The organism is Burkholderia pseudomultivorans, from assembly GCF_902499075.1.
Classification (GTDB): domain Bacteria; phylum Pseudomonadota; class Gammaproteobacteria; order Burkholderiales; family Burkholderiaceae; genus Burkholderia; species Burkholderia pseudomultivorans.
Window position 1 is genome coordinate 21,504 of sequence record NZ_CABVPP010000023.1, and the last position, 12,733, is coordinate 34,236.

Below are 12,733 nucleotides of genomic sequence, written 5' to 3' on the forward strand. Positions count from 1 at the left end.
TCCCGCTTCGCCATCGGCGGCAAACACCAGGCTGGCCCGAAAGTTGCAGTAACTGACTCGCAACACTCCTTTAAGGACATGCGAGGGCCACCATGGATTGCAAATACCTGTATATCGACGACATAAAAATCAACTTCGTGCGCCGCACGATCGAAATCGCCAATAAACCCGTCGACGTCACGCCGCGCGAATTCGACGTCGTCGAATTCCTGCTCGACAACATGAACAAGATCGTGCCGCGGCAGGCGATCCAGGAAGCGGTCTGGGGCCGCGAGCTCGGCGTATCGTCGCGCACGCTCGACACCCATATCTCGCGCATCCGTTCGAAGCTGCAGCTCGATCACGACAAGAACCTGCGGATCATCCCGATTTATGCGGTCGGCTATCGCCTGGTGCTGTTCGGCGCAGCGATGACGCACGTCGAACGCCACGAAGCCGCGCCGATCCTGCGCACCGCGCCGCAGCCCGCGATGGCCGCCGACTACGCGTAACGATTCGTTCGTGCGCCGCGCTGCCCGCGGTGCGCCGAAGCCCGCCCCCCGCCGCGCAGCGCATCGCGCCCCGGCGTTCGACCGTCGCACGCCAGCTGCCGTCCGCGTGCCGCGACACGACCGCCGCCTCCAGGCGGCGGTCGCATTTGAACGCGCCGCTGCGCGCACGGCGGCGCAGCGCACCTCGTAAATCCTCTCCCGCCGCGCCGCCACTCGCAGCACGCAACTACGGATTCCGGCGCGGCACACGCGCATCGCCGTCCCTACAATCGACGCAGCAGCCGCGCGCCCTTCTCGCGCCGCCGGCCAGAACAATCCGTCGAACCAACGCCGAATCCGCCTCGATCCCGCCGTGCCTGCGCTGTTCCTGACGAATGCCGACACCGGCGACGCCGCGAATCGGGCCGCTCCCACCGCGCCGCCGACGCCCGCCGCGCCACCGGCGACATGCGCGCTCGACGCGTCGCCGTACCTGCCGCGCCTGTCCGCCGCCGCGGCGCGCGGGCTGTCGCATGCGTACTGCGCGAGCGAGGCCGTGCCGATCACGCTCGGCGAGCACGCATACCAGGTGCGCTGGCGCGTCGATGCCGAACCGGCCGCCGATGCGCAGGCGTACCGCTTCGTCGTCGGCCCGGCGGTCGGCACGCTATGGATCGACCCGCTCGCGGAAACCGAATGGCTCGGCGATGCCGCCGACCGGGCCGTGCCGGCCGTGATCCGCGCGGCGCTGCTCGCCGACCTGTGCGCGCCGCTCACGGCGGCGCTGCAAGCCGCGACGCGACAGCGCGTCGAGCTGCTGCCGCCGGCCGCGACGTCGCCCGCGTGGCACGCATCGCCGGCCGCGCTGCGTTTCGAGCTGCGCCGCGCCGACGGCGCATGGCGCTGCCACGGCGCCCTGTCGTTCGACGCGCCGGATGCGCTCGCGGTGTTCTTCGCCGCCGCGCCGGCGGCGGCGCCCGACGCGCGCGCGGCCTACGCGAACCTGCCGGTGCCGCTCGTATTCGAGATCGGCCGCACCGAACTGACGATGGCCGAGCTGGCCGACGTCGTCGGCGGCGACATCATCGCGATCGAACGCTGGCACGCGCACGAGCAGAGCCTGCTGTGCGTCGCGCGGGTGCCGGCCGTGCCGGCGTGGGAGATCACCGGACGGCCGTCCGGCAACCGGCTGACCGTCCAACGAATCAGGGAGATGCCTTTGGAACCGACCCGCACCGACACCTCGCCTACCGGCGCGCACGATGCGTCGGGCGCCGCTGCGTCGGGCGCCGCCGCGCCGACAGGCGACGCGCCGCGCCCGCTCGACGGCCTCGCGGTCGACCTGCGCTTCGAGCTGCCGCCGACCTCGATGCCGCTCGGCGAACTGAGCGCGCTGCAGCCGGGCGCGGTCATCGAGCTGCAGCAGGGCATCAACCAGAGCGTGATCCATCTGGTCGCGAACGGCATGCTGATCGGCACCGGCCAGCTGATCGCGGTCGGCCAGAAGCTCGGCGTGCGCGTCGTCACGCTGACGCAGCCGGCGCCGCGCGAGCGCTGAGCGATGGGCAACCTGCCGAATCCGGTTGCGCTGATCGCGGTCATCGCCGCGCTCGGCATCGCGCCGTTCGCGGCGCTGATGGTGACCAGCTATACGAAGCTGGTGGTCGTGCTCGGGCTGCTGCGCTCTGCGCTCGGCATCCAGCAGGTGCCGCCGAACCTCGTGCTGAACGGCATCGCGCTGATCCTGTCGCTGTTCATCATGGCGCCGGTCGGGATGTCGATTCGCGATGCGCTGCAGGCGCGCCACTTCGATGCGTCCGGGCAACTATCGACCGCCGACGTCGGCGCGCTCGCCGATGCCGCGCTGCCGCCGATCAAGGATTTCCTGGTATCGCACACGCGGCAGCGCGACCGCGAATTCTTCGTGCGCACCGCGACGTCGGTCTGGCCGAAGAACCGCGCGGACGGCATCAAGGACGACGACCTGCTGGTGCTGGTGCCGAGCTTCACGCTCGCCGAGCTGACGAAGGCGTTCCAGATCGGTTTCGTGATCTATATCGTATTCATCGTCGTCGATCTGCTGGTCGCGAATATCCTGCTCGCGCTCGGCATGCAGATGATTTCCCCGACGACGATCTCGGTGCCGTTCAAGCTGCTGCTGTTCGTCGCGCTCGACGGCTGGTCGCTGCTGGTGCACGGGCTCGTGCTGTCGTACCGCGTGGCGGGGGCGGGATGAGCGCGCGCGGCCGGCGTCGCGTCGCCGCGTGGCTGTGTGCAGCCGCCGCACTGGTATTCGTCTGCGCATTCGGCCAGCCGCACCGCGCGCACGCGGCCCGCAACGTTGCGGGCTTCGCGCAGCTCGCGCGCGCCTGCGCGCCGAACGTCGATCCCGAGACGCTGGCCGCGCTGGTGCGCACCGAGTCGGGCTTCAATCCGTACGCAATCGGCGTGGTGGGCGCGCACCTGACGCGACAGCCCGCATCGCTCGACGAAGCGCGCGCGACCGCGCGCGAGCTCGCCGCGCGCGGCTTCAGCTACAGCGTCGGGCTCGCGCAGGTCAACGAGCGCAATTTCGCGAAATACGGGCTCGACGAAGCGACGATGTTCGAGCCGTGCCGCAACCTGCGCGCCGGCGGTGCGATCCTGACCGAATGCTTCGCGCGCTCGTCGGGCACCGGGCGCGCGGTGCAGGCCGCGTTGCGCGCGGCGCTGTCCTGTTACTACAGCGGCAATTTCACGACGGGATTCTCGAGCGGCTATGTGAGCCGCGTCGTCGCGAGCGCGCAAAGCAATGCACGCGAAGGCGGCGCGGCGCCGATCCCGGTCGTGCGCGACGCGCCGCCGCCGGCGCGCCAGCGGCGCATGGACGCGGCCGCGACCACCCCGCCCGAACGCGCGCGCCGGCAGGCATCGCCGGCGGCATCCGCCGACGCGCCGTCGTGCCATGCGCGACCGGTCGTGATGATGTGCCGCGGGCTGCCGGCCAGCCAGGCGAAGCGGCTCTGCGTGCGCTGCCTCGACGAGTGACCGGGCCGGCTGCGTCGCGCCGGCGCGCACGCTCAGATCGCGGCGCGCTGCGCGTCGAGCCACGCCTGGAACATCAGGACCGTCCATAGCTGGTGCTGCCAGTTCATCCGGCCGGTCTGGTGCTGACGCCACAGACGCTCGACCGCGGCCGCGTCGAAGAAACCCTCGTCGCGCAGCCGGGACGGCTGCAGCAACGCGTCGGCCCAGTCGCGCAGCGCGCCGCGCAGCCAGTGATCGACCGGCGCGCAAAAGCCCTGTTTCGGCCGGTCGATCAGCGACGACGGCACATAGCGGTCGAGCAGACGGCGCAGCATCGCTTTCGACTGCCCGTCCGGCAAGCGTATCGACGCCGGCAGGCACCACGCGAATTCGACGACGTGATGATCGAGAAACGGCATCCGCGTTTCGAGGCTGACCGCCATCGCCGCGCGATCGACCTTCGCGAGGATATCGGTCGGCAGATAGGTGAGCGTGTCGATCGCCATCGCCTGCTCGGCGAAGCTCAGATGCGCGGGCCATGCGGCGGCCGTATCGAGCGGCGTCGGCGGTTCCTGCCCGGCCAGCGCGATGCGCTCCGGATGATGCACCGACGACATCAGCAGCCGGTACAGACCGATGCGGCTCTCCGCCGTCATCACGTGGCCGAGCTTGTGCAGGCGATCGCCGATCCGCGACGCCGACTCGCGCGCCTCCACGCCGCTCCATGCGCCCTGCGCGACCGCCGCGAGCTGGTCCGCATGATCGGGCCGCAATGCGTGCAGCGCGGCGGCGATCCGCGCACGCACGGCCGCCGGCACGCGATGCAGCTTGCGCCACAGGCGCGGCGTCAGGAAGTAGCGCGTATAGCCGCCGAACAGTTCGTCGCCGCCGTCGCCGGACAGGCTCACCTTCACGTGCCGGCGCGTCAGCTCCGCGACGAGAAAGGTCGGAATCTGCGACGCGTCGGAAAACGGCTCGTCGTAGATCGACGGCAGCTTCGGCACCACGTCGAGCGCATGGTCGGCCGTCACGTAGAGTTCGGTATGCCGCGTGCCGAGATGGCGCGCGACGGCCTTCGCATAGCCGGCCTCGTCGTAGCCGGCTTCGTGGAAGCCGATCGTGAACGTATCGACCGGCGTCGTCGACTGCGCCTGCATCAGCGCGACGATCGCCGACGAATCGATGCCGCCCGACAGGAACGCGCCGAGCGGCACGTCGGCCTCCATCTGTCGCGCGACGGCCTGGCGCAGGATCGCATCGAGCCGGCCGACCGCGTCGTCCGCATCGCCTTCGAACGGCTGTTCGCGGCCGGCCTCGATCGCCTGTTCGAGCGTCCAGTACGCGCGCGGCCGCGGCGTGTCGCGCGCATGCTCGAACTGGATCCAGGTGCCCGGCGGCAGCTTGCTGATGCCGCGATAGATCGTGTAAGGCGCGGGCACGCTCGACTGACGCAGATACAGGCACAGTGCGTCGCGATCGATCTCGCCGCCGAAACCCGGATACGCGCGCAGCGCCTTCAGCTCCGACGCGAACACGAGCGCGTCGCCGACCCGGCCGTAATAGAGCGGCTTCTCGCCGATCCGGTCGCGCGCGAGCGTCAGCACGCGCGACGCGCGATTCCACAGCGCGAACGCGAACATGCCGGTCGCACGCCGCAGCGTCGCCTCGACGCCCCATGCCGCGATCGCCGCGATCAGCACTTCGCTGTCCGAATGGCCGCGCCACGCGGGTGCGCGCCCCGCGCGCTCCAGTTCCGCGCGCAGCTCGCGATGGTTGTAGATTTCGCCGTTGAAGACCAAGACGTAACGGCCGCACGCGGACGCCATCGGCTGCCGGCCGTGCACCGACAGATCGACGATCGCGAGCCGCCGGTGGCCGAGCGCGATGCCGGCCTCCGGATCGACCCACAAGCCCTGCCCGTCCGGCCCGCGATGCGCGAGGCTCGCCGTCATTCGCGCGAGCGTGCCGCGCGCTGTCTCCTCATCGAAGGCGACGCTATTCAGAAAGCCGTCGATTCCGCACATGTAATTTGCCCGCCCTGTTGACTTGCCCGCCATGTGCGGCGCGACCTCGCGGCCCGCCGTCCGGCATGACGGTCGCGCCATATTACGAAGAAATAATTCAGCAATAATTCATGGATGAATTCCGGCCAGAACCGGAAAAAATACTGCGTCAAGCGCCACGTGCACGCAGCGATGAAAGGGCCGCATCGAAACCGGCGCGCATCGATTGATCGGACGAATCGATCAGGTCGCGCCCGTCGCCCACTTCAGCAACTGCGCGACTTCGCGGAAATGCTGCTGCTGGATCGTGCCGTTCTCGGGCGTCGTGTCGTACAGCGATTGCGCGAGCCCGGCATTCGCGAGCGTCGGGCGCAGCGCGTCGCGCGCGAGCCGCACGATCCGCTCGGCCGCCTCGCCTTCGCCGCGCGCGAGCACCCACGGCAGCGTGCCGGCCCCGCCGTAATAGAGCGCGACCGCGACGCGCGGCGAGTAGACGACCACCGATGCAAAGCCGATCCGGTCGGGCAGCGCCGCGAACTGCGCTTCGCGCGCGAGTTGACGGCGTTTTGCCTCGATATGCGGATCGCCTTCGTCCTCCTTGTGCTCGCGCCGCACTTCGTCGATCGACATCTTCATCTTCCGGTTGAATTCGCGCCGCTGATGCACGATGTCGATCAGCGCCATCACGATATAGATCAGCGCGGCCCAGCCGAACAGCAGCATCAGCAGCTTCACGATCAGCGCGAGGATCGATATCGGCCGCGTAAAGCCCGACTGCACCGCGGCATCCAGCGACTCGACGATCACCCAGCCGAGCGTCGCGACGAGCAGCGTCGTCTTCAGCAGCATCTTCGCGAGATTGACGAGGTTGCGCAGCGACCACAGGTTCTTCAGCCCTTCCGCCGGATTGAGTCGCGACAACTGCGGCACCAGACGGCTCCACGCCATCACGCCGCCGACCTGCACGAAACCCGCGAGCACGCCGAGCAGCAACCCGGCCGCGACGATCTGCGCGGACAGCGTCGCCCAGTCGCGCGCGGCGCCGTCGATCAGCACCGCGATCCGCGCGGACGGATCGGCCGCGCCGGCCGCGTCGAACACGAGCCGGAACAGCGCCTGCAACCGCGCGAACAGCGCGCCGATGCCGACCGCCAGCGCGATGCACACGCCGGCGAAGCATGCCGACGAGATCGTCTCCGCGCTCTTCGGCACGTCGCCTTTCTCGCGCGCCTCGCGCAGGCGTTTCGCGGTCGGCTGCTGGTTCTTCTCGGCCATGTGCGGTCCTTCGTGCGGTCACGTGCCGCCGTGCGCGGCGAACAGCGCACGCAACAATGCGACCAGCCCGCTGTCGGGACTCAGCAGCGCATGCAGCGACGCATACACGACCGGCAGGAACAGCGCCATCATCAGCACCGCGAGCGCGCTTTTCACCGGCTGCGCGAACACGAAGATATTGAGCTGCGGCACCGCGCGCCCGACCAGCCCGATCCCGAGTTCGACCAGCACCAGCACGATCGTCACCGGCGCCGCGAGCTTCACCATCCATTCGAAGATCGTGTCGGTCTGACGCACGACGAAGGTTTGCAGCACCGACGAGAAATCGGGGCCGAGCGAGCCGATCGGCCACCATGCGTACGACTGCGCGAACAGCTGCACGAGCACCTGCAGCCCGCCGGCCGTGACGAACAGCGCGATCGCGACGAAGTTGAGAAAGCCGGACGTCGGGCCGCCTTCATGCCCGCCCATCGGATCGAAGAACGCGGCGCTGCCGCTGCCGGTCTGGAAATCGATCAGGTAGCCGACGCCCTGGATCGCGAACAGCACGGCGCTGAACGCGCCCGCCAGCAGCATCCCGACCACGGCCTCCTTCGCGACCAGCACGCACCACATCAGGAACGGCAGCGCGGCCACCTGCGCGGCATCGATCGCCGGGGCGACGAACGCGGCGATCACGACCGCGATGCCGTTGCGCACGAGGCCGGTGACGATCTGCTCGTTGAATACCGGCACGACGAACATGATCGGCAGCAGGCGCGGCATCACGTAAAGCAGCGGACGCAGCGTGCCCGCGATGTCGTTGAAGCCTGCGGCGTGATCTAGCATCGGCGCTCCGAGGCGTCGGGCGGCGGTCCGTCGGGCGGCGCTCCGTCGTCGGCCGCGTCGGGTTCAGCGCCTGCGGGATGCGCGCCCATCTGCGCATCGAACGCGGCGGTCGCTTCCGGTTGCGCGCCTGCATGGCCTGCCGCATGAGCAGCCGCATCGACGCCTGCATCGCCCGCCCATCCGCTCGATATCGCAAAGCGCCGCACCGCATACCCGTCCGCGACTTCGTCGGCATCGCGTTCGATCCGCGCCGCGCGCGCATGCAGCGCCTTCTCGCCGGCCTTGTCGAGCTTGTCCTCGGCGGCCCTCGCCTTGCGCGCGGCGCGCTGCAGGTCCGCCAGCGTCGCCTCGTGGCCGCGATGCACGTGCGCGGCCTCGCTGACCGACGCGCTCGCGCTGCCGATCCGCCGGCCGAAGGTGCGCGCATCGGCTGCCGCGTCCTGCAGCGCGCGCGCCTCGCGCACGTCGCCGGCGAGCCGCGTCTGGATCGCGGCCTTCGCGGCAAGCTGCTGCGCGAGCTGCGCATGCGCGTCGTCGAGCGCGCGGCGGCTCTGCGCGGCGACGCGCTGCTGCCGCGCGGCCGCGACGCGCGCGATCTGGCTGCGCATCTCGCGCACGCGCCTGAGCCGCGCGAGCGTCGCGAGCACGAGACGGTCGTCGGCTTCAGACATGATCGTCCGCCAGCCGCGTCAGCTGCGCAAGCAGTGCATCGAAGCGCACGTCCTCGTGCGACGCCTGCGCGCAGAACGCGGCAATCGCATCGCGCGCGCGCAGCGCGAGATCGCCGAGCCGGTCGCTGCCTTCGCGATACTCGCCGATCTGCACGAGCAGCTCGATCTCCTGGTACTTCGCGATCAGCTCGCGTACGCGTGCGGCCGCCTGCTGGTGCGCGCGGCCCGCGACGAGCGGCATCACGCGCGACAGGCTCGCGAGCACGTCGATCGCCGGATAGCGGTTCGCGAGCGCGATCTTGCGCGACAGCACGATATGGCCGTCGAGGATCGAACGCACTTCCTCGGCGATCGGATCGGACTCCTCGTCGCCCTCGACCAGCACCGTATACAGTGCGGTGATCGATCCGTGCGCACCCTGCCCCGCGCGTTCGAGCAGCCGCGGCAGCACCGCGAAGGTCGACGGCGGGAAGCTGCGCCGCGTCGGCGGCTCGCCGCTCGCGAGGCCGACCTCGCGCTGCGCGCGCGCGAAGCGCGTCAGCGAATCGACCAGCAGCAGCACGCGCTTGCCCGCGTCGCGGAAATGCTCGGCGATCGCGGTCGCGACCAGCGCCGATTTCACGCGCTCCATCGCGGGCCGGTCGGACGTCGACACGACGACGATCGAACGCGCGCGCACCTCGGGCGACAGACTGTGCTCGATGAATTCGCGCACCTCGCGGCCGCGCTCGCCGACCAGCGCGATCACGTTGACGTCGGCCTGCGCGCCGCGCGCGATCATTCCGAGCAGCGTGCTCTTGCCGACGCCCGACGGCGCAAAGATGCCGACCCGCTGCCCGACGCCGAGCGTCATCAGTCCGTCGATCACGCGCACGCCGGTCGGGAATGGCGTGTCGATCATCTTGCGCGCGAGCGGATTCGGCGGATCCTGCTGCGTCGACACCCACGCCGCGCCGGTCACGGGCCCGCGATCGTCGAGCGGCCGGCCGAGTCCGTCGAGCACGCGGCCGAACAGGCCGTCGCCGACCGGAAACACATGCTCGCGCCCCGACGGCACGACGGTCGTCTCGGGCGACAGACCGGCCACGTCGCCGAGCGGCGTCAGCAGCGTGGTCTGGCGCGAGAAGCCGACCACTTCGGCCAGCAGCGTCGGCTGGTTCGGCGTGCGCAGCTCGCAGATCTCGCCGAGCCGCGCGCGAATGCCGGTCGCGTTGAGGATCTGCCCGACCGCATGATTGACGCGGCCCTGCACCGACACTGGCGAAAAGAACGCGAGCCCCGCATCGAGATCGCCGACCAGACGGCCGCGATCGAGCGACACGTCGTCGTCGCCGGCGAACGGCTGCGCGTCGTCGAACGGCGCGTTCATCGCGTGGCGCCCTTCAGTGCATCGCGGCGGATCGCCTGGCGCAGCGCGTCGATCTGCAGGTCGAGGCTCGCGTCGATGCGCCCGGACGGCGTCTCGACCGTGCACGCATGACGTTCGAGCTGCGCGTCCTCGACGATGCGCAGCTTCTGCCGGTTCGTCTGCCCCGCGAATGCACTGTCGAGCGCATCGCGCATTTCGTCGTGACGGCCGGGCGCGACGCGCACGGTCACGAACGCCTCGTCGCGCACGAGCGGCGCGATCCGCGCGAGCGCGGCCTCGTACAGCTTCTGCGTGCTCATCTCGCCGACGATCGCGCGCACCGCCTTCACGACGATCTCGGCCATCGCATCCTTCATCGATTCCATTGTGCGCGCGGCGGCCAGCGCCTGCGTATAGGTCTGCGCCGCATGCTCGCGCTGCGCGCGGCGCATGCCCTCGTCGTAGCCGGCCGCCTGGCGTTTGTCGAATTCGCGCTGCGCATCGGCGACGATGCGCTCGGCTTCTTCGCGCGCGGTCGCGATCACCGCAGAGGCGTCGAGCAGCGCCGCATATTCGCGCTCCTTGAGCACCTTGCGCTCGGACAGCAGCTGCAGGTTGTCGCTCGTGATCAGAAAAGCCAGTCCCATGACGCAAGCCTCTCGGGAATCAGAAACAGGAACAGCAGCTCGCCGAACTGGTCGCGCTGCGCGTGGTTCAGCCAGTAACGCGCTTCGTCGTCGATCGCGCGATTGAACTTCAGCCGCACGCGCCGCGCGACCGCCTCGCCAGTCGCGCCGATGAAATCTGCGAGCAGCCGCCCGCAGCGCGCGCGGATCACGGCCGGCAGCACGGCCGGATCCGCGCGCCACGGTTCGAGCGTTTCCGCGAGCACGCCGAATTCGGGCGCGCGTTCGAGCGCGAGCGCCAGCGCGTCGGCGCCGAGCTTCGCGGCGACTTCCGCACGAATGCGCCGCACGGCCAGTGCGTCGCGCAGCCAGCCGCGATGCAGCAGCAGCCCCGCATACGACGCAAGCTGTTCGAGCGCCGCGCCCGGCAGCAGCGCGAGCCGTGCGCACGGCGTCGCCACGTCGAAGTCGTGCCGGTCGGCTACGCCGTGCGCGGCGAGCAGGTGTTGCGCGATCAGCTTGCGGCCGGCCGCGCCGAACGCATCCGGCGAACGGTAGCGCGCGGGCCAGTCGGACGGCACGCGCGTCACGTGCAGATAGCGATCGGGCCGCAGGTTGAAATCGCAGACCAGCGCATGGAACGCGCCACGCCGCGCGGCGGGCGGCGGCGCAAGCGGCTGCAGCCACGGCAGCGGCGCGTCGCCCGGCGACGGTGCGTGCGGATCGTTCATGCGCCGTCGCGCGCGCCGTCCGGCGTGCCGAGCCCGCCGTTCGCGCCCGAGGCCGCACCCGCACCCGCGCCGCGCGTCGCGCCGAGCAGCTCCGCGAGCCGCGCGCCGAACATCCCGCGCCGCGCCGCCGACAGCGCGATCACCGCGCAGGTCAGCAGAATCAGCGCGAACACGAGCCAGCCGAGCGGCGAGCGCAGCCGCACGATATCGGTCAGCGCGCTGCCGACACCATCCACGCGCGTGGTGCGCGCGGCGGCCGGCTGCAGGAACAGCGACACGTTGTCGTACTGCAACCCTTCGATGCTGTGTGCGACCAGATCCTTGACCATCGGCGCCATCGCGCGCAGGTCCACGCCGGGCCGGTAGCGGATATACACGGCGGCCGACGACGGCTTGATCTTGTCCGCGAGCGGATCGTTCTCCGGAATCACGACCTGCACGCGCGCGACCACCACGCCCTCGATGTCCTGCAGCGTGCGCGACAGGTCCTGCGATACGCCGTACAGGTAGCGCACACGCTCCTCGGCCGGCGTCGACACGAGCCCCTGCTTCTGGAACAGCTCGCCGAGGCTCGCGTAGCTCGGCTTCGGCAGCCCGTTCGCCTGCAGCACGGTAAGCGCCGACTGCATGTCGCCGTCCGCGACGCTGACCTGCCATGCGTTGCGGTCGGACGTGTCGCGCGCATCGTTGTCCTTCGACGCGCTGATGCCCGCATCGCCGAGCACCGCGACCATCTGGTTCGCGTCGCGCTCCGACAAACCCGAGTAAAGCTCCTTCTGGCAGCCGGCCAGCAGCACGAGCAGGCCCGCGAGCAGCGCCCGCGCCGCCCGGCTGCGCCACGCGCACGCGCGCGGCGTCGAATCGATCGTCGTCATCGTTTGTCCGCTTCGTAGCACGCGCGGCCGTCGCCGGCCCGCGCACCGGCCTGCATCACTCCTGCGTCTTCAGCACGGTGTGCGTGAAGCCGTTCGCCGCCTGCGCGACCGACAGGCTCAATTGATATTCGGAAATCGTGGTGGTCGCCGTCCACTGGAAATCCATCGCCTTCACCATCGTCATCATCGGATCGCTGCGGCTGTCCGCCATCGACGTCAGCATCTCGGTGCGATGCTTGTCGATGTTCGCGTACCGTGCGTCGAGATCGTTGCCGTACGTGCGCAACCGCTCGACGAGCGACGATGCGTTCGCCTGCGCGGGCGTCATCTGCACGGCCGGCGCTGCGTCGGCGCTCGCGTGCGACACCGCCATGCCCGACGGCGACGCCGTTTGCGCCGGCGACGCCCCCGGCTGCATCAGCGCGTCGAACTGGCGCACCTGCGCCGGATCGGACGCCGCGCCCGCCTGTTGCGTGGCGCCCGCGAGCGCGGCTGCGCCCGGCGCCGCCGTGCCTACGCCTGTCACTGACATCGCTTGCCCTCCTTGGCTAACGGATCGGAACGGGCCGGCCGGCACGCGCGCACGCTGCGCCGGGTTCGTCCCGACGTGCGATGCGACGCGGCCGCGCCGGCATCCGGCGTCATGCGCGGCCGGCGGAACTCAGATGTTGCGCGACCTGGGCGTTCGCCGTCCCCTCCTGCGCGGTCACTGCGTTGCTGGTTTCGAACGTCGCCGTCGACTGCTGCACCTGGAAGTTGATCTTGGTCAGCTCCAGCTGCGTCTTGGTCAGGTCGTTCGCCTGCTGCTGAACGTCGTTCGTGTTGGTCGCACCAGTTGTGGCCGAGGCACCCATGTTTCGCTCCTTTGCGTGAACTTCATCCACCTTGCGGCAGCGGCCC

Annotated in this window: 14 protein-coding genes; 4 read left to right on the top strand and 10 right to left on the bottom strand. The window is 70.1% G+C overall.

All coding sequences use genetic code 11. The features are described 5' to 3' along the window. The first annotated feature begins 92 nt into the window (after window positions 1-92). The 4 genes from BST28156_RS16925 to BST28156_RS16940 all read left to right on the top strand — a co-directional run bounded on the left by BST28156_RS16925 (window position 93) and on the right by BST28156_RS16940 (window position 3,497). Window positions 93-491 carry a winged helix-turn-helix domain-containing protein gene (locus BST28156_RS16925; RefSeq protein WP_060241390.1) on the top strand — a complete coding sequence of 133 codons (399 nt, stop codon included), beginning with the start codon at window positions 93-95 and terminating at the stop codon, window positions 489-491. A gap of 352 nt (window positions 492-843) precedes the next feature. Next, window positions 844-2,028: a type III secretion system cytoplasmic ring protein SctQ gene (gene sctQ / locus BST28156_RS16930; RefSeq protein WP_174902827.1), complete on the top strand. Its 1,185-nt coding sequence runs from the start codon at window positions 844-846 to the stop codon at window positions 2,026-2,028. Between the two features lie 3 nt (window positions 2,029-2,031). Beyond that, entirely contained in the window at window positions 2,032-2,706 is a 675-nt protein-coding gene (sctR, locus tag BST28156_RS16935; protein WP_034180501.1) for a type III secretion system export apparatus subunit SctR, read from the top strand. Continuing rightward, entirely contained in the window at window positions 2,703-3,497 is a 795-nt protein-coding gene (locus BST28156_RS16940; protein ID WP_174902828.1) for a lytic transglycosylase domain-containing protein, read from the top strand. Before sctR ends, BST28156_RS16940 begins: the two co-directional genes overlap by 4 nt. A 32-nt stretch (window positions 3,498-3,529) precedes the next feature. Here BST28156_RS16940 and asnB read toward each other — a convergent pair whose 3' ends face one another. From asnB to BST28156_RS16990, 10 genes are all read right to left on the bottom strand, one after another. After that, window positions 3,530-5,500 carry an asparagine synthase (glutamine-hydrolyzing) gene (gene asnB, locus BST28156_RS16945; RefSeq protein WP_174902829.1) on the bottom strand — a complete coding sequence of 657 codons (1,971 nt, stop codon included), beginning with the start codon at window positions 5,498-5,500 and terminating at the stop codon, window positions 3,530-3,532. Between the two features lie 222 nt (window positions 5,501-5,722). Further along, entirely contained in the window at window positions 5,723-6,754 is a 1,032-nt protein-coding gene (locus BST28156_RS16950) for an EscU/YscU/HrcU family type III secretion system export apparatus switch protein (protein ID WP_060241394.1), read from the bottom strand. A gap of 18 nt (window positions 6,755-6,772) precedes the next feature. Then, the gene (gene sctT, locus BST28156_RS16955; protein ID WP_174902830.1) at window positions 6,773-7,582 is read right to left on the bottom strand and encodes a type III secretion system export apparatus subunit SctT; all 810 of its coding nucleotides are present in this window, start codon (window positions 7,580-7,582) and stop codon (window positions 6,773-6,775) included. Then, a complete protein-coding gene (locus tag BST28156_RS16960; RefSeq protein ID WP_174902831.1) occupies window positions 7,576-8,253 on the bottom strand; it encodes a hypothetical protein in 678 nt (225 codons plus the stop codon). Before BST28156_RS16960 ends, sctT begins: the two co-directional genes overlap by 7 nt. Further along, window positions 8,246-9,622: a type III secretion system ATPase SctN gene (gene sctN / locus BST28156_RS16965; protein ID WP_174902832.1), complete on the bottom strand. Its 1,377-nt coding sequence runs from the start codon at window positions 9,620-9,622 to the stop codon at window positions 8,246-8,248. Before sctN ends, BST28156_RS16960 begins: the two co-directional genes overlap by 8 nt. Then, window positions 9,619-10,248: a type III secretion system stator protein SctL gene (gene sctL, locus BST28156_RS16970; RefSeq protein ID WP_174902833.1), complete on the bottom strand. Its 630-nt coding sequence runs from the start codon at window positions 10,246-10,248 to the stop codon at window positions 9,619-9,621. The genes sctN and sctL overlap by 4 nt, the downstream gene beginning before the upstream one ends. After that, window positions 10,230-10,958: a SctK family type III secretion system sorting platform protein gene (locus tag BST28156_RS16975; RefSeq protein ID WP_174902834.1), complete on the bottom strand. Its 729-nt coding sequence runs from the start codon at window positions 10,956-10,958 to the stop codon at window positions 10,230-10,232. The genes sctL and BST28156_RS16975 overlap by 19 nt, the downstream gene beginning before the upstream one ends. After that, on the bottom strand, window positions 10,955-11,833 hold the full coding sequence (sctJ, locus tag BST28156_RS16980; RefSeq protein ID WP_174902835.1) for a type III secretion system inner membrane ring lipoprotein SctJ: 879 nt from the start codon (window positions 11,831-11,833) through the stop codon (window positions 10,955-10,957). Before sctJ ends, BST28156_RS16975 begins: the two co-directional genes overlap by 4 nt. Window positions 11,834-11,888: 55 nt before the next feature. Beyond that, window positions 11,889-12,365: a hypothetical protein gene (locus BST28156_RS16985; RefSeq protein WP_174902836.1), complete on the bottom strand. Its 477-nt coding sequence runs from the start codon at window positions 12,363-12,365 to the stop codon at window positions 11,889-11,891. A 109-nt stretch (window positions 12,366-12,474) separates the two neighbouring features. Continuing rightward, window positions 12,475-12,687, bottom strand: a complete 213-nt coding sequence (locus tag BST28156_RS16990) for a hypothetical protein (protein WP_040132076.1) — start codon at window positions 12,685-12,687, stop codon at window positions 12,475-12,477. Between the last annotated feature and the right edge of the window lie 46 nt (window positions 12,688-12,733).

What these genes read in the sequence shown, in the direction of transcription:
- BST28156_RS16925 (WP_060241390.1), top strand. Translation starts at nt 93, where the DNA reads ATGGATTGCAAATACCTGTATATCGACGACATAAAAATCAACTTCGTG.
- BST28156_RS16940 (WP_174902828.1), top strand. Translation starts at nt 2,703, where the DNA reads ATGAGCGCGCGCGGCCGGCGTCGCGTCGCCGCGTGGCTGTGTGCAGCC.
- sctJ (WP_174902835.1), bottom strand. Translation starts at nt 11,833, where the DNA reads ATGACGACGATCGATTCGACGCCGCGCGCGTGCGCGTGGCGCAGCCGG.
- sctR (WP_034180501.1), top strand. Translation starts at nt 2,032, where the DNA reads ATGGGCAACCTGCCGAATCCGGTTGCGCTGATCGCGGTCATCGCCGCG.
- sctN (WP_174902832.1), bottom strand. Translation starts at nt 9,622, where the DNA reads ATGAACGCGCCGTTCGACGACGCGCAGCCGTTCGCCGGCGACGACGAC.
- sctT (WP_174902830.1), bottom strand. Translation starts at nt 7,582, where the DNA reads ATGCTAGATCACGCCGCAGGCTTCAACGACATCGCGGGCACGCTGCGT.
- BST28156_RS16985 (WP_174902836.1), bottom strand. Translation starts at nt 12,365, where the DNA reads ATGTCAGTGACAGGCGTAGGCACGGCGGCGCCGGGCGCAGCCGCGCTC.
- BST28156_RS16960 (WP_174902831.1), bottom strand. Translation starts at nt 8,253, where the DNA reads ATGTCTGAAGCCGACGACCGTCTCGTGCTCGCGACGCTCGCGCGGCTC.
- BST28156_RS16990 (WP_040132076.1), bottom strand. Translation starts at nt 12,687, where the DNA reads ATGGGTGCCTCGGCCACAACTGGTGCGACCAACACGAACGACGTTCAG.
- asnB (WP_174902829.1), bottom strand. Translation starts at nt 5,500, where the DNA reads ATGTGCGGAATCGACGGCTTTCTGAATAGCGTCGCCTTCGATGAGGAG.
- BST28156_RS16950 (WP_060241394.1), bottom strand. Translation starts at nt 6,754, where the DNA reads ATGGCCGAGAAGAACCAGCAGCCGACCGCGAAACGCCTGCGCGAGGCG.
- BST28156_RS16975 (WP_174902834.1), bottom strand. Translation starts at nt 10,958, where the DNA reads ATGAACGATCCGCACGCACCGTCGCCGGGCGACGCGCCGCTGCCGTGG.
- sctL (WP_174902833.1), bottom strand. Translation starts at nt 10,248, where the DNA reads ATGGGACTGGCTTTTCTGATCACGAGCGACAACCTGCAGCTGCTGTCC.